The following is a 23,731-nucleotide window of genomic DNA, read 5'->3' on the forward strand; positions in this document are numbered from 1 at the left end:
ATGAATCAAGTTGTTGCAGATGGTCATAGAGAAGTTATTGATTTAAATAACAACAGTGATGGTTTAGGTAAAGTAGAATCTATTTCCAATGTTGCTTTGGAAGAGGAAGAAGAGTTTTTTGATGCTATGGAAGATGTTTCTAATGTAGAAGAAGGGAATGATTTAGGTCTTGCTAATTCAGAAGAGGAAGAAGAGTTTTTTGATGCTGTAAGTAAGCAGAATTGGTTAACTGATTTTAATATCCCACTCAGTATATTTCATTATAAAGGTTATAATTCTGACTTTTTTACCTCCTGGTATAATATGTCAAGCGAAATATTGAAAGAGATAAACAGAGCTTGCCCAGAGAAGAAAGTATTAAATTTAGCTCTGTCAGTTTTAATGCTCCCTTATATTGCTTTTACTGCACTAGGGTTAGTCATATACAGTAGATTTAAAGCAAATAGCAAGACACAAGAAGGTGTAGGGGAAGATAAGACAAAAAAGAGTGAAACCGGTGTACCAAAAAGATTGGCATACGGAGCTCTTGCTGCAATAGCAATTTTTGTTAATGTAACTGTACTTGTAGCCTTAATCGTTCCTGCAACAGTTGCTTTGGCTACTTTTTATCTTTTAAATAGAGATTTATCTCACTCTTTAGTTGCTGCTCTTAAAATAAGTATGGGGCAGTATTCTAATAAGCATCAAAATATTGAGGTGTCTTTTTGTGAAAAGGAAGTTTCTGAGCCAAATATTGCATGGGATATGGAAGTAAAATTTCCACCGCAATTTAAACGATTGCTTAGAGATTTGTATGAAAATGAAAATAACAAGTGGTTTGATGTGACACGGGATTCAGAGCATAGCATCGTACTGAAATTGTCAACTAACATCAATTTAAAAAATGGTCTTAAGCCCTTACGCAATGAAATCAAGGATGTACTTGCAACTTCTATTCAGGAATTCGCAAAGACTATGGAAGAGCTGATGAAGTTAGAAAAGAAAGATATTACATATGATAAATTGAAGGAATTGTTGGACGAATTCAGGTTAAAAGTGGTGGATAGTATAGGTTCTAAGTTGACAACTCACTTAATAGAAAATGCTTATCAAGTTGCCTTTATACAAGCAATTAAGTTTCAGCAAAATAGACGGGGAGAAGATTTTTCACTGGAAGATGAGCTAAAAAATACTTTAGTGAAACAAGAACTGGAGAATCAAGGTAAGGAATTACCAAATGAGAAAGAAGTGATAATCAAAGATTTGAAAGAACTAAAAATAAAGGAGTCACGTAATTTGACTGATGAAGATGATCTGCTAGAGTCCCTTATGAAAGTAGGTGATATAAGTGATGATGCACTTCCTGTATTTAAAGCAGAATGGGAACGATTTATACAAGAAGGGAGGATAACTAAGAAAACAATAACTGATGTTTATAAGGGTATAAATCCTGGAGAAACAGAAAAAGCTCTAAATAATGCTGAAAAGAGAATTAAGGATTTAAAAGAAGAAGGACGAGAAAGATATATTAGAGTACGCGAAAAATTGAAAGAAGTATATGATGAAGGGAAAAACAACTTAACAAACGATGATTTAAAAAGGAAATTAGAAGGTCTTTTTAAGTTCGAGTATGGTGATCAAAAAGTTGAGCGAAGGCTAGTAGAATCAGTAATGAAAAAAGCTAAGGGTGAGTTAGGCCTGTTAGGAATACTAAGCTTAATAGACCAGTTTCGAGATTTAGAAGAGGAGATAAAAGGTCCTTTGAATGGGGAAAGTTTAGAAGAAGCTTCAGGTAAAGTGAATGCTTTTATAGCAAAGATGTATTTAGAAATAACGAAACGTAAAACGCAAGATTTGTTTAAAAGTCAAGCAAAGGGTATAGAGAATTCATGTAAGTTATTAGAAAGGGAGGCACCAGATCTAGTAGAAAAGATTAATTCACATCGAGTGAGAATTGAAAAATACTTAAAAAGACCTGAACAACCTATGCTATTGAGAAAAATAATAGAAGGGAGTAAGGATTTAAATAAGTACTTAGAAGATGAGCGAAAGATAAAAGGAGAAAAGCATCCAAGTACAAAATTAATAGAGAAGCACTTGAAAAATAACCAAGAAATTCTGAAAGCATTAAAACAGTTAGAATTAGAAGAAAAAGGATTGTTGATAAATGAAAAAACAAAAAATGATTATAGAGAAGAACTGGAATCTCGTGAAAAAATAAAATTTGCAATAATAGAAGATGATTTACTTAAAGCATTCGAGCATGAAATTCTTGATGAAGAAGCAATTAAGAAGTTACTAGGGAGAGCAGAACTTGAGTACTATTTGGCAGAAAAGTTCATAAAAAGTCCTGTAATTAAAACAAAAGATAATATCAAACACTTTTGTCAAGATTTACTGTCTCCTTTAATAAACAGATTGGTGGAAAATATAGTAAATAATGTACCAAAAAGCGATAAGAGTTCATGGCTCCAGCCTATGAAAGCTGTTAAGACAGGTTTGGGATATATTAAAACAGGTCTTGCCGTTGCAATGCATGGGGATAAGAGCGCAGAGGGAAAAGCGTTGAGTGTGGCGCATGATACTCATAAGGAAGTAGAAACATTTCTTCAACATTTTCAATCAAGTTATGAAGGAGTTGGAGGCTTTTTAGGCAATTTATTTTCTGATGATGGAACGACATTTAAAAATGATGTATGGCCTAAAGTAGAAGAGCATTTGCATGGAATGTGGGATAGGTTTTTCAAGGATATTGAATTCAAGATAGGGAATAAATTGGATGAAGTAAACGTGACACAGCAAAATCAGGGAACTGTGATTGTATCCGTTCAGAGGTGTGGCAAGGATAAAAAACAATTGACATAATATATTAAAGTAGTAATAACACAAAATGTTGATAGTAAAGTAAGGCTAGATGCTTCAATTGTTGATCAGTATTGTAGAGTTATGTAAAAACTTAGAGCAGAAAGTAGCAAAGCTTGAAGAAAAAAATAAAATCTTAGAAATAGAGAATGCTGAACTAAGAGAGAGACTCGGCTTAAACTCAAGGAATTCATCTTTACCAAGTTCAAAAGAGCTGTACAAAATAAAAAAAGACACACCAGAAGATAAGTCAGAGGGCGGCAGGAAGATAGGTGGTCAAGTTGGACATAAGGGGAATTGCCGAGCTAAAATGGAAGCAGATGAGGTGGTGAAGGTAGAGTTACCAAATAGATGCGAGTGTGGTGAAGAAATCGCAATATCGGAAAAACCATATGTCTATCAAAAAGTTGATTTACCAGAAATTAAGCCTTACGTAGTTGAGTATCAATTAGAACATGGTCGCTGTCGTAAATGCGGAAAAAGAAGGAGTAGCAAATTACCAGAAGGAGTTACACCGGATACCTTTGGTCCTAGAGTTAAGTCAGTAGTTGCATCACTAAGTGGGTTTTATAAGAATTCAAAGCGAGAAATAGCGAATATTATGAAAGACATCTTTAACATGAGTATAAGTGTTGGTAGTGTGTCCAATAGTGAAGCAAGGGTTTCGTCAAAATGTAAAGAAGCCTATGAACAAATAGAGGAAGAAATAAAAGCAAGCGAAATTTTGCATATTGATGAAACCAGTCACTACAACAAAGGCAAATTGGGATGGTGCTGGATGTTTGCCAACAATAAAGCAAGTCTTATGAAGTTAGCAGATACAAGAGGAATGAAATTTTTAAAGAATAGTGCATTTTGTGATTACAAAAACCTGGTAATTACTGACAGATATGCAGTTTACAACCACTTCAGTGATGAAAAACGACAAATTTGTTGGGCTCACTTATTGAGAAATTTCGAGAGGTTATCTCATAGTTGGAATAGTGAAGTAATGAGACTTGGCCATTGTTTAAAAGACGCAGCTAATGGATTGTTTGTATTAAAAAACGCTTTGTCAGAAAATGAAATTAGTATTTCAAAGTTCACTAAGCAAGCTAAAGAATTACGAAGATACATACAGTACTGCATGATAAAAATATCTTATATACTTGAAGCAAAAGGAGCTTCACGAACGGTAAAGGGTATTATAAAATCCGAGTCAATGATGTGGACATTTTTGGATGACCCAGAGAATATTCCATTAACGAATAACCATGTTGAGCGACAGATACGGCATTATGTTGTCTATCGTAAGAATTCATATTTTGCACAGTCAGAGCGAGGGAATAGATTTCTTGAGCGGATAATTTCGTTGTATCTGACTTGGAAACAAAAGGAATTAAACCCTTTTCAAAACCTGCTAGCTGTTGTTTCTTAAACCACACCTCTGAACGGATACCTGTGATTACAGCTTAATAATGAGCTCTCAAAGTTCCTTCAGTATTTTTACACACTAAGTTGACTATCATATTTGATTCTTTTTGGATTTCCTCTTCAGTTAAAGTGTGAGTTGGAGAGCAGAAAGTAACTGAAAATGCTATAGACATCTTATTCGATTCTATATTGTTTCCATGATATACATCAAATATCAAAACTTCTGTGATGAGCTCTGAGCTTTTTTTCACCATATTGATTATATTACCTGCTGCTACATCTTTATTTACAATAAATGCAAAGTCGCGTTTTACACTTTGATATTTATAATCGATAAATTTTTTCTTACTTACAGGTAAATTTTCAATATTTTCTAATATTAACTCAAAGCCTACAACTTTTTGTTTGATGTTAAAAAAATTCAGTATACTTGGATGCAGTTCTCCAAAATAACCAACTATTTTACTTCTAAAAGATAAGGTACCTGACTTTCCTGGGTGGTAATATTCTTTTTCTGCTCTCTCTATTGCTAAATTATCACAATTGACATTAAAAAGTTCCAAAGCTGTTATGAGGTCAGCCTTTGCGTCAAAAACATCTACTTTCCTGTCAGTGTTATAATGGTTTCGTGGTAGATTATTTCCTGACCTGATTCCGCTTAAAACATACTTAGACTGAGCTTCATCATTATAAATTGGTCCAATTTCAAAAATTGCAAAATCAAGTGTACCATGGGCAGTATTATCTGCAGTAACTTTCAACAAATTTGGTATGATACTTGGTCTCATTATATTAAAGTCATTATTAAATGGGTTATCGATAATAAATAATTTATTCAAGTAACCAAACTTTTCAGATGTTGATTCACTCATAAAAGACCAAGTTATCACTTCATGAAACCCTCTGCTCGTCATAAAAATGCGCAAATCATCTTGTGTCTCTTCTTCTACTGTAACGTCTTCTGCTAGTGGCTCTTCCTTTATTTTATCATAGCTGTATATTCTTACTGCCTCTTCAACTAAGTCAGCAGGTATGGTTACGTCCGATCTCCAGGTTGGTACATGTATGCTCCAATTATTTTCAGTTCTTTTATCAATACTAAACCCTAATTTTGTTAGAATATTGAATAATTCATCAGGTGATGCAGATACACTTCCAAGTTTGTTTACATCTTGATAATCGAAATTTATCTTGGTATCAGCCTTATTCAGATTGCCAGCAGACACTACACTTGACACTTCTCCACCACATAAATCTAAAATCATCTGGGCTGCAAGATTGAGTCCATCAAGGGTAAAACTAGGGTCAACTGAACGTGCAAACCTGTAACTTGAGTCTGTGGAGATGCTTAGCTGCCTTGAAGATTTAGTGATAGAAATAGGGTCAAACCAAGCAGACTCTAAAAAGATGTCAGTAGTTTCAAGAGTGCATTCACTGTACTTACTACCCATAACTCCAGCAATTGCATGAACATTTTTATCATCAGAAATAACGCTTATGTCTTTGTTCAATAAGTATTCTTTATCATTTAAACCAATAAATTTTTCTCCATCGTTTGCTTTACGTACTGTGAGCTCTCCTTCTATTTTTTTTGCATTATATGCATGCATTGGGCGATTAAAGGATATCATGATGTAATTAGTAATATCAACTATTGCAGAAATGGAGCGCATTCCTATCGATTCCAATTTATCTTTCAGCCATTTTGGGCTCTCTTTATTTTTTACATTGGTGATGTATATTCCACTAATAAAGCTCTCCCCATCGATGACTTTGACGTTTATTGGTGAGGCCATAGAATAGGTAAGTTGTGTAATGCTTAAAGTCTTGAGTGTCCCAATTCCAGTTGCTGCTAGATCACGTGCTATTCCATAAACACCTAGGCAATCTCCACGATTTGGAGTGACATTTATATCAATTACAGGATCACAATTGAAAAATTTATCTTCTACTTTATAATCATCAGAAAGCTCAATGATTCCTTCACTTTCATCTTGAGTCAGCGCAAGTTCGAAAGCAGAGCAGAGCATTCCTTCACTTAACACTCCTCGTATTTTTGCAAGCTTAATTGTGAAGTCACTTTTTGGTAATGTGCTGCCAAGAGATGCAAGTACGGTTTTCATTCCTTCTCTAACATTCTTTGCTCCACAGACTATCTGCAGAACTTTACTTCCATCATTTACTTTGCATAGCTTTAGTTTATCAGCATCTGGATGAGGTGCGATTTCTAATATTTCTGCAACAATAAACCCAGCCAATTTAGCATTGTCGATCACATCTTCTACTTCCAATCCTATGTGAGTTAGCTTATCAGTAATTTCTTCTAAACTGGCATTGGCTTCTAGATGATCTAGTAACCAAGATAATGTGAACTTCATTTATTTAACAGAAAATAAAAAAGTTATTGTAATGTAAAATATAATGATTTTAAAGCTTGTTGTAGTGAGTAGCTTCTCTAATTGTAAAAAACGAAGGAGAAGCCTACTTTTTCTACAAAGAAAGAATTTTCTTTATATCACCTTTATAATCCATCTCCATGCAGAGTTGAATATTCATATTGTGATCATCTATATGGAAATTATAAATGTAAGCATCGCCGGTGAAATTTCCTATAATATCATGGTTTTCATCTAGCATTTCACCTGCCATGTGGAAAAGACCAGTGTCTGGATTAGAAGAATAATCTGTAAACTTGACATAACCGTTGCCACATTCTTGTTCTAAATTTAAAGGTGGATTAGTAAAATCTATTTCGTTCATAATTGCCTCATATTAAAATTAAATTATAGTTAAAATAAGATGTTAAGTCAAGAATTTAGAATAAGATTGGTAGCTGACTATAATTTGCATTTTAATTGTATATTTTGTTAATATGTTAATGCTATAATAATACAGAGCTCCCTATGATTAATTCTTGACTTTATTCTATAAAATTTATACTTTATTTACTTCTGCAGTTTAAGTATACAGGGTCAAAATGGCGTTAAATCCGCTAGAACAATTTAAAGTATATACAATAATAGAGCTACCAAAGTTATTTGGATATGACATAAGCTTTACCAATTCATCTCTTTTTATGATGATTTCGGTAATATTGGCAGTACTCTTTTTGCTTCTTGGAGTAAGAAAAGGGGCAGTAATACCAGGATATTTGCAGGCCGCAGTTGAATATGTATATGATTTTGTTATTTCAATAATAGAAAATAACACTGGAAGTAAGAGTCTAAAACATATTCCATTGATATTTACAGTATTTATTTTCATTTTATCATGTAATTTAGTTGGTGTTCTGCCTTATAGTTTCACGGTCACAAGTCATGTAATAGTCACTTTTGCTTTGTCGATGGTGGCTTTTATTTATATAACGATTGTTGGGTTTAAGGAAAGAGGAGTAGGATTTTTGCGCATATTGCTACCAAAAGGAACTCCTTCGTGGCTTGCGCCTATAATAATTATTATTAAGTTATTTGCTTATTTAGTAAGACCGATTAGCCTATCAATAAGGCTTGCAGCAAATATGATTGCGGGTCATACGATCATTAAAGTGATAGCAGGATTTATCGTAAATATGAACATATTTTTTACACCTGCACCTTTTTTGTTTATAATTGCACTAATAGGATTTGAAGTATTTGTTGCAGTTTTGCAAGCTTATATATTTACTATATTAACATGTGTATATTTGTCAGATGCAGTAAAGTAATTGACTTCCTTGCAGAATATTTTACAATTATATTATAAAGAAATAGTTAAAGGTAATATATGGATTTAGTGGCTTTAAAATTTATAGCAATTGGTTTGGCTGTATTTGGAATGCTCGGTGCTGGTTTAGGTATAGCTAATATCTTCTCTACTATGTTAAATGGGATTGCGAGAAACCCTGAGTCAGAAGGTAAAATGAAAAGTTACGTTTATATTGGTGCTGCCATGGTTGAAATCATGGGGTTGCTTGCGTTTGTACTTGCAATGTTATTAATATTTGCTGCTTAACAGATGCCACAGCTTGATGTTTCAACTTTCTCTTCTCAAATTTTTTGGTTTTTGATTTTTTTCTCTTCACTTTTTTTTGTAGTAAGTTGTTTATTCTTACCAAAGTTAGATGAAATAATAAACACTAGGAGTAAAGCAGTATTAGATTCTTTTAATAGTTCTATTCACCTTTTAAGACGTGCAGAAGAGCAGATTGCCAAGTATGATGCAGCTTTAAATCAAGCTAAAGTACGGGCAAAAAAAATCATAGATGATGCACTTGCTCAGGTGGAAGAAATGAGAGCGAGTGTTAAGAATATATTAGAAGAGGAAGACAAAAAAATAGTCAAGCTTGTTGAAGAAAGAGTGGCGAAATTTAAATCTAAGTATATTAGTGAGTTAAAACAAATGGCTACTAGTATTGCTTTAATTTACTACACTAAGTTAACTAATTCTGAAATTGAAGAGGAATTTGTTGCTGACTTGGTGTCCAAAGAATTTTAGGGTTTTTATGTCTACATTACTAGTTATCAGTCTTGCTTTTTTAGTAGGTTTTATCCTTTCGTATAAATTGCTAAGGAAGGTAATAAAAAACGCACTTAACAATAAACGTAACAAAAGCAAGTTTTCAAGTGAAGAAACTGAAAAATTCAGAAAAGATATGTTGGAGTATTACAAAAAATCTTCTGAAAAATACAAAAAATTAGATGCAGAAGTTAACAAAATGATGAATGAAGCACTTGATAAGGCTAATAGTATTATTAAGCATAATAGACAGCAACTCGATCAAACGTTAGATGAAAATGCCCATTCTAATTTGAAGAAAGTTACTGACCAAGTTGAAAAAGCTCTTGGGGATTTACAAGCTAACACAGCGAGTATAGCTGCTGATGCTGTAAAAAAAATAATGCATGAACGTAAAGATGATAAGCGTAGTAGTGAGGTTATATCTTCGTTTTCACGTGACTTGAGCAAAAAGTTGCATTAAGTTTAATGCCTGTACTTCAAACTGATAATGTAGAAAAAATTAAATTTGATTCTAGTTTATGCAAAGAACAAGAGAAACTTTTCTACTATAGGTTTAATATAATTCCTTGGCAAAAATTAAATGATACTACTTTTTTTATGGTTGAAGACATAAGCCAAGATATCAACCTTTGGGTCGAATCTCATTACGGTATTGAATATGTATTAATAAAAGCGAATAGTGAACAGATTTTAAATCTTCTTAACTCGCACTTTGGTATTTCAGAATTCGCAAGTAACTACTTATATTATAAGAATCGTAATTTTTCAGCTAAAAGCATTAGGCTCAGTTCAATCTTTTTTTCCTCTTTTTTTGTTATAATTTCGACTTTAACACTGACAAAAAAATATGCATATTTTGCTTTGATGTTGATATTTATAATCGGATGTTCTAGTTCTTTATTCAAATTTGTAACTAAAATTTTTGGCTTGCGTAAAATTTCTAACCAAAAAGCAGATTATGATAAGATGAATGAACCTATATATACTATTTTATTGCCTACTTTTAAAGAGAATGCGGTTATAAAGCAATTGATTAAGAGCATTGAAAGTTTGGATTATCCAAAATCAAAATTAGATGTAAAGCTTGTGATAGAGAGCGATGACCAAGAAATGTTGGCAGCTATAGAAAAATGCACTTTACCACAGTATTTTGAAGTAATAAAAGTGCCTCATTCTCTGCCTAGAACAAAAGCTAAGTCATGCAATTATGCTATGAGCTTTGCTAGAGGAAAGTATGTGGTAATATATGATGCAGATGATAGGCCAGATCCGTTGCAGTTGAAAAAAGCACTAATTGAATTTAATAATGGTGACGAAAAGTTGGCTTGTGTACAGGCGAAATTAAATTACTATAACTTTGGTTGCAATTTTCTTACAAAATTCTTTTCTCTCGAGTATATGAACTGGTTTCAATATTTTTTGCCTGGATTTCAAAAAATGAACATGCCAATACCTTTGGGTGGTAGCAGTAACCATTTTTCAGTGGAAATTTTAAAGAAAGTGCTTTTTTGGGATGCTTACAATGTCACTGAAGACGCTGATCTTGGTTTGAGACTTGCGCAAATGGGATATAAAACCAGGATTATTGATTCAGAAACATTGGAAGAATCACCAACTACTGTGTTTGCTTGGATCAAACAAAGAGCACGCTGGATTAAAGGTTATATGCAAACTTATATCATTCATTTAAAAAATATAAAATTACTTTTTAAGCACACTGGGCTTAAGGGAGTTTTGCTATTAAACCTTTTTGTTGGTTCCTCAGCTTTTATATTTTTCACGACTCCTTTTTTGTTACTTTCATTGGTGCTGACTCAAATTTTGAATGAATTATTCTTATATTATTTTATAATAGTATACGGTATTAACTTGATTTTTTTGATAATAGCTATCAGACAACAAAAAATGCCTTTTTATTTTTATATAGTATCAATATTTTTTCCCGTCTATAGTCTACTACATAGCGTTGCAGCTTTTCTCGCTTTGTGGGAATTTGTTATTCACCCTCAGCAATGGAATAAAACTCAGCATGGATTATGGAAGCAAAACCTGTAGCTATTTGGCTTTTTCTCTGCTCTCTCATGGTGATTTGCATGGTGGGAATTGGTGGATTTACCAGACTTTCAAAAGCAGGATTGTCAATCACGGAATGGAAACCAATTACCGGAACATTGCCACCGCTGAGTGAACAAGACTGGCTAAAAGAAAAATCAAAATATGAAGCTACACCTGAATATAAAGCATTTAACTATGGTATGAGTATGGAAGAATTCCGCACCATATACTTAATAGAATATGTGCATAGGTTGATTGCAAGGCTGACAGGTTTAGTTTTTATCTTACCATTTATATATTTTACACTAAAAAAAAGAATACCTAAAAATGCAGTAATAAGGTTATCTACAGCACTATTATTTGGGATTTTACAAGCTTTTGCTGGTTGGTATATGGTTAAAAGCGGTTTGGTAGCCAATCCTCATGTTAGTCACTATAAGCTCGCACTTCACTTACTGCTTGCATTGGTTATTTTTGCATTATTGTCATATCAATTTTTTGACTATCAGATAAGTTTACAAAACAAAACTAAGACTAGATGTACTTCAGAATTGCCTTGTGTGAAAAAAAGCAATGTTGTCATCCCAGTGCGTGACACTGGAATCTATGCTTTTCTTAAATTTTTTAAATGTAAATGGATCCCAGTGTCACGCACTGGGATGACAGAATTTCAATCCATTAACAGTAGTATATATTACACAACACTTACTCTGATTCTAATCGCAATACAAATAATCTTCGGTGCATTTGTTGCAGGGCTAAATGCTGGTTTAATTTATAATACCTTTCCACTAATGGATGGACAAATTGTTCCAGAAGATTTATTTTACTTACAGCCTGCTTGGCTAAATATCTTTGAAAATAGAGTAACAGTGCAATTCATACACCGGGCATTGGCATTGCTGATATTAGTTCTGACAGCAATACTCACAATAAAAAATGCCAGTATAAAACCATTATATGTTATGCTATTCTCCGTCATCATTCAGGTAATTCTAGGAGTAGTCACTTTGTTGCTGCATATACCAATGGCCATTGCTATAGCCCATCAGATGTTTTCATTTATCTTATTCGGGTCAAGTTTATACTGCTTATGTTATTTAAGAAACCAGATCTAATACTAAATCACCAGCATGTATATTTTTTCCTTCTTTAACAGGGATATTTTTTATCACCATTTCTGATTCAGCACATATTATATTTTCCATTTTCATTGCCTCTACAACAAATAGAGGTTGTCCTACCTCTACATGATCTCCAGCATTTACATGTAATTTAACCAATAAACCAGATATTGGAGATTTCACAGTGTCTACTGAAATCCCTTCTGTTTTGTTGTTTAGCATTAATTTGCTTAGTTTAGCTACATGAGGTTTCAATACACAACATTCAGCTTTCATACCTGCGTGCCTTACGAAATATTTGCTGTCTTGTCTTTCTATTTTAAGTGCTATGTTGGTATCGTCATTAATTGTGATATATAGTAATCTGTAACTTGATTTCCACCTACCTAACACGGAGTATTTATTGTGGTTATATACTGTTGTTAATGTGTTATCTTGATACTTTGCATTTACGGAGTACTCATTATCGTCTATTTTCACTATGAATGCTTCATCTATTGACTTACTGTAATACCTTTCCTCATTTTCTAAGTGAACATACAGTGCAGTAAAAATAAATATTTTAATATATTCCTCTGTGATAAAATCACCTTGAAATCCACTGGGATAATGGTTGGGAATAAATCTTGTGTGGAGTTTTGCTGCAATAAAATTTGGATTATGGAAGATGGATTCTAGAAATTCTATGTTGTTTATTACTTCCCCTATATAGCACTCAGACAAAGCTTTTTGCATTCTGCTGATTGCCTCTATTCTATCTTTTCCATAGGTTATCACCTTTGCAATCATTGAATCGTAGAACATGCTGATTTCTGAACCGCTAGCTACTCCATCATCTATTCTTACATGACCATTTTCATCTGGTTTGTCGTAATATTTGATTCTTCCGCTGGAAGGAAAAAATCTCTTTGATGGATCTTCAGCGCAAATTCTGCTTTCTATTGCAGAGCCAATAAGTTTAATATCATTCTGACCAAATCTTAATTTTTCTCCGCAAGAAATTCTGATCATCTCTTCCACTATATCTATTCCAGTGACAAATTCTGTTACTGGATGCTCAACTTGTAATCTCGTATTTACCTCAAGAAAATAGAAGTTTTGGTTCTTATCTACAACAAACTCGACAGTACCTGCTGAAAAATAATCAACTTGCTTTGCCAAAGAAACACATTGAGCATACATTTTTTGTCTTACTTCTTCACTAATAAATGGGCTTGGTGTTTCTTCTATTATTTTCTGGTTATTCCTCTGTACCGAGCACTCTCTCTCCCCAAGACACACTATATTGCCGTATTTATCTGCAATAATTTGTATTTCGATGTGTCTTGGTAGTTCTATATATTTTTCTATGAAAATACTACCATCTTTAAAACTTTTCTCTGCTTCATTTGTTGCTGATGTAAATGCTAGTTCAATTTCTTTTTTGGAATATACAATTCGCATTCCTTTGCCACCACCGCCTGATGCAGCTTTGAGCATCACAGGAAAACCAATCTCTTCAGCAACGATGGCTGCGTGGGCAGCATCTTCGATCTTACCCATATATCCTGGCACTACATTTACTCCAGCTTTTCTTGCCTCTTCTTTTGCTGTTATTTTATTGGCTGTAACTTCTATTGTTTCTGCACTTGGACCAATGAAATCTATGTTATGTTTTTCCAGAGCACGGGGGAAATCTGGATTTTCTGCTAAAAACCCATAGCCAGGATGAACCGCCTCGGCACCTGTTTCAACTGCTACTTCGCATATTTTTTCGATATTTAAGTAACTAAGATAAGCAGGCGAAGGGCCAATGTGCCTTGACTCATCTGCTTGCTTTACATGCACAGAATTTGCATCTGCATCTGAGTACACAGACACACAAGATATGCCCATCTTGTGCGCAGTTTTGATTATCCTGCAGGTAATCTCCCCTCTGTTCGCTACTAAAATCTTACTATACTTCTTTCTTATCATCTTATCAGTATACTTTCTTAAGTTAAGAAAGTAAATTTCTATATTACTACCTGCAAATACTTCACACTGGGGCTAAACCACTATCTAAAAGTTGCATAACATCAGGATCTGTCACTATAGTACTTTCGTTATAGAGGCCATATACTTCATTACATGCCTTAAATAACAGATATGAAGATCCTCCAGAAGCTATTGTTGCTATTGAAGCCAATGCAAGAGATTGAGAAGCCGAAAATAGAAGATACAAAGATACACACATAGTGATAGCACACACTATAGCTCCTACTATATATAAGCATATATGAAACTTCTTATTACATATAAAGCCACATTTTATATCTGCAATTTGCTTAACTTCCTTCCGCTCTGCAGGGTCCAAGAAATAAAGGGGTGATACTGCCTTCTTCCCGTCATCCTTAATATAGCTTTTATCGAGGAGTGCTTCCTTAATATATTTCTTATTATTCTTAAGTTCCTTTTCTAATCTTTTTACTTCTTCCCAATCTTTAGCTTCTTTTGCTTTCTTGACTTTGCTCTCAGTATCTTCTTCTAAATACTTTATGATCTCCTGTAACGCAGATAATAGAAACCCTTTACTTGCTGCTATATGAAATGGGTTTCCATTTTTATCAATTCTATGCTTAGCTACACAAGCAACTCTTTTCTTGCAAGCTTCAATAAATTTATTTTCATCCTCTTTTGTTACAACTCCTCTTGCAATTTCAAATAAATTATCCATATATACACCTCACTGCATTCACTAATATTAAATTATACAATGCAGTTTGTTAAAAATAAATGTAAATTGATCTTTCAAATTTACTATAGTTCCACGTTGTTGCAAGTGCAAATTTTAGTTATCATCGGTTACGTTATCACAATAGACAAATATGCCAGGTATAGTCACTAGATTCGCTCCATCACCAACAGGATTTTTACATATTGGAGGAGCTCGCACAGCTTTATTTAATTGGCTCTATGCGCAGCGTTATGGTGGCCAGTTTTTACTAAGGATTGAGGATACCGACAGAAAACGTTCAACACAGGAAGCAATTGATGCAATAATAGATGGGTTAAAATGGCTTGGAATAAACTATGATGGGGAAATAATATATCAATCAAAAAAAATAGAGCAGCACATTGAGGTTGCAAATCTTTTAGTTGAAAAGGGTAGGGCGTATCATTGTTACTGCCCCGAGAATGAAGTTGCGGAGAAGAAAATAAGAGCAAGAGAAGAAGGAAAAATATATAAGCATAAGTGTACTCATTCGACATCAAATGCAGAGCCTGTTGTTCGCTTTAAAGTGCCAGACTCAGAAAATATTGTTGTTGACGATAAAATATACGGCCAAGTTACAATAAGTAGCGACCAGCTTGATGACATAGTAATCTTGCGCTCTGACAATACTCCAACATATATTTTTGCTGTAGTGGTTGATGACCATGATGCTGGAATAACCGATATTATACGTGGCTCTGATCATCTCACTAATACCTTTAAACAATTGCTGATATATCAGGCTCTTGATTTTGATGTCCCACGCTTTGCACACGTACCGCTAATTCATGGAGAAGACGGGAATAAGTTATCTAAAAGACATGGTGCTACAAGTGTTTGCGATTATGAAAAGATGGGAATATTGCCAGAAGCAATGCGTAACTACCTTCTTAGACTTGGTTGGAGTCATGGTAACGATGAAATTATTAGCGATGAGCAAGCAATAGAGTGGTTTAATTTGGAAAATATCGGTCGTTCACCTGCACGACTTGATTTTAAAAAACTGGAACATTTAAATAATCATTATATTAGTAACATGAGCAATGAAGATATCCTTACTCTTATTTTTGAAGAAAATACTCTAACTGACAAAAAAAAGGGCTATTTACTTCAGGGACTGACAGAGCTGAAAAAAAGAGCAAACTATCTGACCGAATTATTGGATTTAGCAAAATTTTATATTCAAGTTGATTTTAGTGAAGAAGCTCAGCAAATTGTCAAATCTAACCTCGATGTAATTAAGTTACTTGCATCATTTCTTTCGAGTGTAGGTAGTGAAGATTGGAATAAGAATTTTTTATCTTCTCAGATTAAGGAATTTTCAAAATTACATAATATAAAAATGAGCGATATATACCACTCATTACGCGCCCCAATAGCTGGAATAATGGATGCGCCTGGAATCATCGATATCATGGTAATTCTTGGTAAAGATGAGTGTATAAAAAGATTGCGAGCAGTTTAAATAAAAAATTACTTGACAGACTCTGGTGGCTTCATTATAGTGGAAAATTAAGATTTTTTAGGATCCAAAATCTATCTTCACCTGCAGGTTTTTTCACCAAATAATCAAATTTCAGCAAAAAATATATAAGTTTATTTTTGCTAGCTCTTTATTCATATAGGAGGGTTTATGTCTAGAATTCCTGATACTTGACTTTTATTTTTAAGTTAAAAAAACAATTGGCGCCTATGGTTTTCACATTAAATCATTTTAAATTGTTAAAGTTAATACGGACTTTTTTTGCCTTTTTTTATTGGTATTTTTTTCATATTTTATTATATCATTATACTGTGGTACCATATAGACTTCAGTTTCATGATAAGGGGAGCAGGCTCCGTCTCAGCTATGGAATTAAAAAATGACTATGCATAAGATCTAATGGTGTGTCTAATCTATAGATAATTTTTTGTATTGCTAAGTTAATATTTTACATATCTGTTCAGCAGAGTGGCAAAAAAGACAAGTAAATGAGTATCATGAAAGTAGCTTACACGTAGCTGTAGGAATATTCATTTTTAAGGTAAATTACACAGCAAATATTGTCATTCAAGTAGCTGACACTGTAATTCCAGCTTCTATAATGTCATGCCAGTGCTCGGCACTGGAATCCAGAAAAATTTATCACAAACAAGACAATATTTTCAATCAAAAAACAGTCTCTGGGTGCTAAGATGACACCTTCATAAGGGAGCCAGCATCAGTTACTTTCATGACACTCATTTAGTTGTCTTTTCTCGTTTACCTTATTTTGCCACTCTGCTGAACAGATATTAAAATAGCAAGCCTCAAGGTCAGAAGCCTGCTATTACTTACTGGTTACTTTACATCAATTTTCTTGATGTGTTTCTCTGACTTAGGTATGGTTACATGCAATACCCCATCTAAAAAGTTGGCAGATACCTTATCTTGCTCTACATTTGTTGGAAGTTGAATAGATCTATAGAAAGAACCATAGTACCTTTCTTTATGGTAAAACTGCTTATCTTTTGATTCATTATCACATGTTTTTTCACCCTTCACTATTAAGTTATCGCCAGATATACTAATATCTATGCTTTCTTTAGGAATACCTGGTAACTCTAATGATAGGCAATAGCTTTCCTTTGTTTCATAAAGGTCACAAACTGGTAGTAGGCTACTGCCTCTTTTAGAAAGCTCTGGGTTCCATCCTGTAAAAAAGCTATCAAATATGTCATCAACGGCTCTTTGTAACCCTCTTACACTAAAATTATCACGATTATTGTTTTTATTTAAATGAACTATATTACTCATGTTGTACCTCCTTTTACTAATACATGCATTATATAATCACTCCACTTATTAATTTCAATCCTAAATCTAAAATTTTTTAGATGCGAAAAATTGTTCCAGTTTACTATAACTTGATTATGAGAAAAAATCTTATTTGGATTACCACGAGTAGTTCTATAAACTAGATTAACTGTAAAAAAGGGCAAGTGTACGCAAATTTATTACTTCTCTTTCCACTTCCACAATCAAACAATTTTGAATGTTTCTTATTTGACTTGCCAACAATGAGAATTGGTATAACTGCTAGCTCCGTCTTTCAGCTATGGCATTAAACAATGACATGCATAAGATCTAATAATATGTATAATTTATAAATAATTTTTGAGGTAAATTGTGAAATTGGGCGTTAATATTGATCACGTTGCAACCCTTCGCAACGCACGTGGAGCTTCTTATCCAGATCCATTAAAAGCAGCAAGAATAGCTATTGATGCTGGAGCAGATTTTATCACTGTACACTTACGAGAAGACAGAAGGCATATCAGAGATGAGGATGTATTCAATCTAAAACAAAACATTAGCACTGAGTTGAACCTTGAAATTGCAGCTACGGAAGAAATGCTCAAAATAGCAAAAGAAGTAAAACCCTACTCGATTTGTATAGTACCAGAAAAAAGAGAAGAATTAACAACCGAAGGTGGCTTGGATATCGTGAATATGCACAGTAAACTTTCTGGTATAATAGAGGAAATGCACAGCTTTGACACAAAAGTCTCACTGTTTATCGATCCAAATATTAATCAACTAAAATATCTTGAGAAGCTAGAAAGAAAGCCTGACATAATAGAAATTCACACGGGGAATTACTGTGATAATCCATCAGAAGAAAAATTAAAACTTATTACTAACTCTGCAGAATACATTAATAAGCTAGGAATAGAATGCCATGCAGGGCATGGCATAAATTATAAACATGCTAAAAGAATAAAAGAGATACCTCACATCTCAGCTCTTAATATAGGCCATTCTTTAATCAGCGAGGCTATATTTCATGGCTTACACAGTGTAACTAAAAAGATGAAAATGACTATATCTAAATAGCTGATGCTTTCTCTTTGTTATTTAAAGCACTTGAAAGAGCTTGACTTGCTTTAAACTTTACCCTTTTCTTTTCAGGAACAGTCATAATCTCACCATTTTGAGGATTGCGGCATTGTCTTTCCTTACTTATAGCAGTAGAGAATGTCCCTATTCCATGCAAACGTATTTCACCCTGACAAATTAGATCGTTCTTGATTGTTTCCATAAAAATATCATGAAGCTTACCTAAACTAGCTTTTGTTATATCTATACCTTGACTAGAGCACTCTTTACTCAGTTGGTTTACTATATCTTCTTTACTCATAAATTACCTTAATATTGAAAAATTACATAAACAGCATATTATGCTAATGCTAATAGTCAACTAAATTCGTCATAAAAAGAGAAAATGTCATAAACCCTTGTAAGAACTTGTATAATATTTACAAAAAAATACCATTATGAAACAATTATCTCTTAGAAAACTGACATTTTTTTCGAGCTTTATGTTGACCATATTTCTTACGCTCAACAACACGTGAATCTCTAGTTAGGAATCCACCTTTACGTAATATAGAGTGTAGATCTTGACTTATACTATTTAAAGCTCTGCTTATTCCATGAGCTAAGGCACCTGCTTGGCCAGATAGTCCTCCACCTTTTACAGTTGCAAACACATCATACCTATCTAACATAGAAGTTACTATGAATGGCGCTTTAATCATTTGACACACTGATTCTCTTTTAAAATAAGAAATTAAATCATCTTTTTTATTAACACTAAATTTTCCACTTCCTGGCTTTATCCATACTCTTGCTACAGATTCTTTCCTTCGACCTGTGGCATATGAACGACCAAGTGAGTCAATTATTGCCTTTTTTGGCTGATCATTATTATTTATTTTCACTTTTTACTCCATTATTTCTTATTTTTACGATTTAAAGAGGCAAAATCTATTTTTTCAGGTTGCTGTCCTTGATGCTTATGTCCTGAACCAGAATAAACATACAAATTTTCAAATCGTCTACGTGCCATAGGACCATCATCAAGCATTCTTTTTACTGCCATTTTTATCACACGCTCAGGGAATTTGCCATTTAAAATATTATCTGGAGTAGTTTTCTTTAAACCACCAGAATAACCTGTATGCCTATAGTAGATTTTATCCTTAAATTTCTTTCCGGTAAAATGTACCTTTTCTGCATTAACAATGATTACATTATCACCACAGTCCATATGAGGTGTATATTCAGGTTTATGTTTTCCACGCAATAGCATTGCTACAAATGCTGCAAGCCTTCCTACTACTAATCCTTCTGCATCTATAACAAGCCATTTTTTATCAATTTGTTTCTCTTTTAAGAAAAAAGTCTTCATATATCAATACATAACAGTAGATTATGATATACTAAGTTGCTTGATAGTGTCAACAACATTAGTTATTGATTATTAAAGTAATTTATGCTAATAACTTAAACAACATGCTAGAAAGCAAAATGTTTCGATTGATTATTATATTTGTAATTGCTTTTTGTACCATAGGTTGCTATGCAATTGATTTGGAGGAAGCTATAAGCAAAGCTATCAAAAACAGCTCAAAAATAAAGTCTCAATTTTACCAATATAAGAGTGCTGAAAAACAACTAAAATCTTCTGGATTGGCTGGGTTTTTACCTGACATCAATTTACAATATAATTTCGATAGTAATTTTAATATTATTAACGGTCTACAAAACTCTGGAAAACGTCTAACATTAAGTCAAAGAATAATAGATGGTGGTGGCACTTTTGCTACATTCAGCCGATCAAATCATCTTCTTAAAGCAGCAAAAATTAGATTTCAGCAATCTAAGCAAGAAGTTGCACTCAGCGCTGTGAAAGCATATGTTAATGTTTTACAAAAGGCAGAAATATTAAAACTGGGGGAACATAAAGAACGTGTTTCTTTAGAACATTTGTCAGCTATGAAAAAACGCTTTTCTCTTGGAGAAGTTACTAATGCTGAGGTTTTGTTCGCAAAAGCAAAATTTTCATCTTCGATATCCAAAAGAGTTGATGCTGAAGGTGAATTAAAGCTCGCTAATATTGCTTACTATCATTTAATTGGTGAAGATGCTGATAATCTTCACGAGACTAATGGTAAACTACCTTCTATACCAGAATTAAATGAATGTTTACAGTTAGCAAAAACCAACAACTTGTCCCTAAAAGCAGCTATTTATAAAAAAAGAGCTGCTGGAATGGAAGTGATTGCTGAAAGTTCCAAGTGGCTTCCTTCTTTGAATCTAAGCGCAAGTAAAAATTTTGGAAAGGACAATATAAAATTAGACACGTTACTAGAAAATGTGAATGTTGTCTTTACTCTTGATATTCCGATCTTTAAAAGAGGAGTTAATGTTTTTGGTGTTAGTAGAGCTAAAATGGATGCAAAACAATCCACTTACGATTATTACGAAGCAGTAAAAAATATAGAACAAGCAGTTATAAATGCTTGGAATAACGTGCTGACAGCAAAAGCTATTATTAAAGCAAGTCAAGAAGCAGAAAAAGCAGCAGCTTTAGCATTGGAAGGAGTTGCGCAAGAAGTAAACTTAAATTTAAAGAGCACAATTGATCTTTTGGATACTGAAGATGAACTATTTAAAGCACGTTCCGATCTAATTCAGGCAAAAAGCAATTATGTAATTAGTGTTTACAACTTGCTTTTTATGATAAATAGTATAAACCTTTAAATTTAATGGTATGAGCGATAATCAATCTGTAAAAGATATACTAGAAGATATAAAAAAAGCTATATCGGGTAAAAATCCAAGTGGCGATAGAGCAGAAATAATAGATGAAGATGATGAAGTATTATGCCTTGAAGAGGAGTACCCAGAAGATATCGAAGAAAAAGAAAATAGTGAAGAAGAGAATAATTGCCAAAGTGAGAAAATGAATAACCAATTTAATAGTTACAACTCAGAAGAGAAAAATTTGTATAATAATATCCAAATGAGTAGTAACAAAGTGAGCTATCAAGAACAAAGTAACGAGCATTTAGTTTTAAAAGAAAATATGGAGGAAATTAAAACATTGCTTGAAAAGATGCAAAGCGAACTACGGCATAAACAACAAAAAAGAGCGGATCTTACTGTTGAAGAATTAGTTGTATCTCTTTTAAAACCTCAGCTTTCAGAGTGGCTGAATAAGTATCTACATGCATTGGTAAAAGAAGTAGTTGAAAAAGAGCTCAAAGATATAATCAATAATAAGTAGGTTATTAGTATAAAGACCAGAGTAAAAACAGCTAGAGGTAGAAAATTATCTTCAACAAGATGGCTACATCGCCATTTGAATGATCAGTATGTGCAAAAAACCAATAAGGACGGTTATAGATCGCGCTCGGCATATAAGTTAATAGAAATAGACGATAAATTTAAACTACTCCAACAAGGGCAAAAAATTATTGATCTTGGCGCTTTTCCTGGTGGATGGTCACAAGTTGCATCTAAGAAAGGAGCGAGTGTGATTGCTGTTGACATAAAACCAATAAACGCAATTAGTGGAGTAGAGTGTATACAGTGTGATATTATCAGCGAACTTGAAATTTTAAGAGAAAAATTCAAGGATCACAAATTTGATGTAATTTTATCTGATATGGCACCAGAATCTTGCGGTTTAAAATCGTTAGATCATATCAGAATTATGCTTTTATGCGAAGCAGCACTCAATTTTGCAAAGCATTTTTTGAATCATGATGGCAAATTTGTAGTAAAAATTTTTCAAGGAGAGTCTGATAAAGATTTCTGCAATGAGCTAAAAAAAATGTTCAAAACAGTAAGATACTTCAAACCAAAATCAAGTAGATCTGAATCTACAGAAATGTATTTAGTAAGTTTAGGCTTTTTTGGTGGCAACTATTCTGTATAGCAGGTACTTACAGAAACGTTGACGAATCTTATCCTATTAAACTGAAGATTAATAACTCTAGCACAAAAGCCCCTTTTTCTTGTTTAAATATTTATGATAATTAATTAAATTCTTGACTTTATTACTTAAGTATATAATAATTAAAGTATATTATTATTTTTATAGGAGAGTTTGATATGTATTTAGCATTGTTGAAACAGATATTAAGTATAGTAAATCGTGGAAGTGATTTGAATGGTAATAACATAGTTGAAAAAATAAAAGAGGAAATAGGAGAAAGAGACCTATCTACTTATCAAGAATGGGAGAAGGAAAATTTTGATATAAATTATGAATTTAGTTATAATGATTATTATAACAAAAAAGAATTAACATTATTACATGTAGCATTTCTAGATAATCAAGAAAATGTAGTAAAAGCTCTATTAGCAGCACAAGGTATAGATGTTAATTTGCAAAATCAATCTCAAGAAACTCCTTTACATTTGGCTATTAAAGAAGGTAACGAAAATATAGTAAAAGCTCTATTAGCAGTAGACAGAATAAATGTTGATTTGCAAGATAAAAGTGAAAGCACTCCTTTATGTCTTGCTGCTGAGAAAGGCAAAATGAAGATAGTAGAGGCTCTATTAGCTAAGAAGCCTAGTTATTGATCTTCCAAATAAATATGGAGACACTCCTTTGTACGTTGCTGCTCGGGGACATCATAAAAAGATAGTAAGAGCTCTATTAGAAAAAGGTGCTGATCCTTTATTAGGTAATCGTGATAACAAAAATCTAGCAGAAATGGTTACTGAAGATGCGATTATGAGAGGAATAGTCTTGGGTGCTCATATATTTATTATTGCATCTTGTATAGCTGCTATAGTAGTTACTTATGCATATTTTTTTGGTGTGTCATTATCAGTAGGTGCTATGGCTGGGATAGCTGTGGCTGCTGCTGTAGTAATGGGACTTGTTGCTGGTGGTATTACGTATGAAGTGTATAAGCCTTGTGATGAGTTAAAGGACGCTATTGCAAAAGCAAAGTCAAGTCCTGGTCAGAAGCTAAATGGAGTTGCTGTACAATCAGAAGTTTCTTCACAGTCAAGTGTAACAGTGTAGTTAAGTAGAAGGAAGAAGTCCCTTCTTCCTTTTCAAGTAGCTGACACTGATTTTCATCCAAAATAGTTTCATTCAAGTAGCTGACACTGGTTTCTTACCAAGAAAAACTTAGCATAACTTTTGTGCTCAAAAAAACTTCTGGATTCCAGCATCAAGTGCTGGAATGACATGGTGAAATATTATTAAAGTAGCCTCTGTCCCAGTGTCCATTTGGT

The 23,731-nt window shown here is 33.3% G+C and carries 23 protein-coding genes; 15 read left to right on the top strand and 8 right to left on the bottom strand.

Annotated features, from left to right (window positions below; genetic code table 11):
- Both OM962_RS04550 and tnpC read left to right on the top strand, forming a co-directional pair.
- Nucleotides 1-2,844 (top strand): hypothetical protein, encoded by a 2,844-nt coding sequence (locus OM962_RS04550; RefSeq protein ID WP_264330961.1) that lies wholly within the window; start codon nucleotides 1-3, stop codon nucleotides 2,842-2,844.
- Between the two features lie 61 nt (nucleotides 2,845-2,905).
- Nucleotides 2,906-4,258: an IS66 family transposase gene (tnpC, locus tag OM962_RS04555; RefSeq protein ID WP_264330462.1), complete on the top strand. Its 1,353-nt coding sequence runs from the start codon at nucleotides 2,906-2,908 to the stop codon at nucleotides 4,256-4,258.
- 34 nt (nucleotides 4,259-4,292) lie between these two features.
- Here tnpC and pheT read toward each other — a convergent pair whose 3' ends face one another.
- Nucleotides 4,293-6,632, bottom strand: a complete 2,340-nt coding sequence (gene pheT, locus OM962_RS04560; RefSeq protein ID WP_264330962.1) for a phenylalanine--tRNA ligase subunit beta — start codon at nucleotides 6,630-6,632, stop codon at nucleotides 4,293-4,295.
- Nucleotides 6,633-6,744: 112 nt separating this feature from the next.
- Nucleotides 6,745-7,014, bottom strand: coding sequence for a hypothetical protein (locus OM962_RS04565; protein ID WP_264330963.1), 270 nt, complete (start codon nucleotides 7,012-7,014; stop codon nucleotides 6,745-6,747).
- Between the two features lie 217 nt (nucleotides 7,015-7,231).
- Between OM962_RS04565 and OM962_RS04570 the strand changes: the two genes are divergently transcribed.
- The 6 genes from OM962_RS04570 to OM962_RS04595 are packed head-to-tail and all read left to right on the top strand — an operon-like array spanning nucleotide 7,232 to nucleotide 11,924.
- On the top strand, nucleotides 7,232-7,957 hold the full coding sequence (locus tag OM962_RS04570) for a F0F1 ATP synthase subunit A (protein WP_264330964.1): 726 nt from the start codon (nucleotides 7,232-7,234) through the stop codon (nucleotides 7,955-7,957).
- 59 nt (nucleotides 7,958-8,016) lie between these two features.
- Nucleotides 8,017-8,244, top strand: a complete 228-nt coding sequence (locus tag OM962_RS04575; protein ID WP_264330965.1) for a F0F1 ATP synthase subunit C — start codon at nucleotides 8,017-8,019, stop codon at nucleotides 8,242-8,244.
- Nucleotides 8,245-8,247: 3 nt separating this feature from the next.
- On the top strand, nucleotides 8,248-8,727 hold the full coding sequence (locus OM962_RS04580; RefSeq protein ID WP_264330966.1) for a F0F1 ATP synthase subunit B family protein: 480 nt from the start codon (nucleotides 8,248-8,250) through the stop codon (nucleotides 8,725-8,727).
- 7 nt (nucleotides 8,728-8,734) lie between these two features.
- On the top strand, nucleotides 8,735-9,211 hold the full coding sequence (locus OM962_RS04585; RefSeq protein ID WP_052264897.1) for a F0F1 ATP synthase subunit B family protein: 477 nt from the start codon (nucleotides 8,735-8,737) through the stop codon (nucleotides 9,209-9,211).
- 5 nt (nucleotides 9,212-9,216) lie between these two features.
- A complete protein-coding gene (locus tag OM962_RS04590; RefSeq protein WP_264330967.1) occupies nucleotides 9,217-10,806 on the top strand; it encodes a glycosyltransferase family 2 protein in 1,590 nt (529 codons plus the stop codon).
- Nucleotides 10,788-11,924 (top strand): COX15/CtaA family protein, encoded by a 1,137-nt coding sequence (locus tag OM962_RS04595; RefSeq protein WP_264330968.1) that lies wholly within the window; start codon nucleotides 10,788-10,790, stop codon nucleotides 11,922-11,924. The genes OM962_RS04590 and OM962_RS04595 overlap by 19 nt, the downstream gene beginning before the upstream one ends.
- On the opposite strand, the gene OM962_RS04600 is transcribed toward OM962_RS04595, so the two are convergent.
- On the bottom strand, nucleotides 11,907-13,886 hold the full coding sequence (locus OM962_RS04600; RefSeq protein ID WP_264330969.1) for an ATP-binding protein: 1,980 nt from the start codon (nucleotides 13,884-13,886) through the stop codon (nucleotides 11,907-11,909). The two genes, OM962_RS04595 and OM962_RS04600, sit on opposite strands and share 18 nt — an antisense overlap.
- 61 nt (nucleotides 13,887-13,947) lie before the next feature.
- The gene (locus OM962_RS04605) at nucleotides 13,948-14,625 is read right to left on the bottom strand and encodes an ankyrin repeat domain-containing protein (RefSeq protein WP_264330970.1); all 678 of its coding nucleotides are present in this window, start codon (nucleotides 14,623-14,625) and stop codon (nucleotides 13,948-13,950) included.
- A gap of 151 nt (nucleotides 14,626-14,776) precedes the next feature.
- Between OM962_RS04605 and gltX the strand changes: the two genes are divergently transcribed.
- The gene (gene gltX / locus OM962_RS04610) at nucleotides 14,777-16,129 is read left to right on the top strand and encodes a glutamate--tRNA ligase (protein ID WP_264330971.1); all 1,353 of its coding nucleotides are present in this window, start codon (nucleotides 14,777-14,779) and stop codon (nucleotides 16,127-16,129) included.
- 855 nt (nucleotides 16,130-16,984) lie between these two features.
- On the opposite strand, the gene OM962_RS04615 is transcribed toward gltX, so the two are convergent.
- Nucleotides 16,985-17,440, bottom strand: a complete 456-nt coding sequence (locus OM962_RS04615) for an Hsp20/alpha crystallin family protein (RefSeq protein WP_007302039.1) — start codon at nucleotides 17,438-17,440, stop codon at nucleotides 16,985-16,987.
- A gap of 372 nt (nucleotides 17,441-17,812) precedes the next feature.
- Here OM962_RS04615 and OM962_RS04620 point away from each other — a divergent pair, with 372 nt between their 5' ends.
- Complete coding sequence (locus tag OM962_RS04620) at nucleotides 17,813-18,520, top strand: pyridoxine 5'-phosphate synthase (RefSeq protein ID WP_264330972.1); 708 nt, start codon at nucleotides 17,813-17,815, stop codon at nucleotides 18,518-18,520.
- On the opposite strand, the gene OM962_RS04625 is transcribed toward OM962_RS04620, so the two are convergent.
- From OM962_RS04625 to rplM, 3 genes are all read right to left on the bottom strand, one after another.
- The gene (locus tag OM962_RS04625) at nucleotides 18,513-18,824 is read right to left on the bottom strand and encodes an HU family DNA-binding protein (protein ID WP_264330973.1); all 312 of its coding nucleotides are present in this window, start codon (nucleotides 18,822-18,824) and stop codon (nucleotides 18,513-18,515) included. The genes OM962_RS04620 and OM962_RS04625 overlap by 8 nt on opposite strands.
- Before the next feature lie 145 nt (nucleotides 18,825-18,969).
- Nucleotides 18,970-19,407, bottom strand: coding sequence for a 30S ribosomal protein S9 (gene rpsI / locus OM962_RS04630; protein WP_264330974.1), 438 nt, complete (start codon nucleotides 19,405-19,407; stop codon nucleotides 18,970-18,972).
- 11 nt (nucleotides 19,408-19,418) lie between these two features.
- Entirely contained in the window at nucleotides 19,419-19,877 is a 459-nt protein-coding gene (gene rplM / locus OM962_RS04635) for a 50S ribosomal protein L13 (RefSeq protein WP_264330975.1), read from the bottom strand.
- A gap of 119 nt (nucleotides 19,878-19,996) precedes the next feature.
- Here rplM and OM962_RS04640 point away from each other — a divergent pair, with 119 nt between their 5' ends.
- The 5 genes from OM962_RS04640 (at nucleotide 19,997) to OM962_RS04660 (ending at nucleotide 23,516) form a co-directional block, all read left to right on the top strand.
- Nucleotides 19,997-21,232, top strand: a complete 1,236-nt coding sequence (locus tag OM962_RS04640; RefSeq protein WP_264330976.1) for a TolC family protein — start codon at nucleotides 19,997-19,999, stop codon at nucleotides 21,230-21,232.
- A 10-nt stretch (nucleotides 21,233-21,242) separates the two neighbouring features.
- Nucleotides 21,243-21,758 carry a PopZ family protein gene (locus tag OM962_RS04645; protein WP_264330977.1) on the top strand — a complete coding sequence of 172 codons (516 nt, stop codon included), beginning with the start codon at nucleotides 21,243-21,245 and terminating at the stop codon, nucleotides 21,756-21,758.
- A 75-nt stretch (nucleotides 21,759-21,833) separates the two neighbouring features.
- Nucleotides 21,834-22,412: an RlmE family RNA methyltransferase gene (locus OM962_RS04650; protein ID WP_006014932.1), complete on the top strand. Its 579-nt coding sequence runs from the start codon at nucleotides 21,834-21,836 to the stop codon at nucleotides 22,410-22,412.
- Nucleotides 22,413-22,588: 176 nt separating this feature from the next.
- Nucleotides 22,589-23,065: an ankyrin repeat domain-containing protein gene (locus OM962_RS04655; RefSeq protein ID WP_264330978.1), complete on the top strand. Its 477-nt coding sequence runs from the start codon at nucleotides 22,589-22,591 to the stop codon at nucleotides 23,063-23,065.
- A 28-nt stretch (nucleotides 23,066-23,093) separates the two neighbouring features.
- Complete coding sequence (locus OM962_RS04660) at nucleotides 23,094-23,516, top strand: hypothetical protein (protein ID WP_264330979.1); 423 nt, start codon at nucleotides 23,094-23,096, stop codon at nucleotides 23,514-23,516.
- The last annotated feature ends 215 nt before the right edge of the window (nucleotides 23,517-23,731 follow it).

Origin of the sequence: Wolbachia endosymbiont (group B) of Erebia ligea, from assembly GCF_947179575.1 — a bacterium.
Taxonomy (GTDB): Bacteria; Pseudomonadota; Alphaproteobacteria; order Rickettsiales; family Anaplasmataceae; genus Wolbachia; species Wolbachia pipientis_C.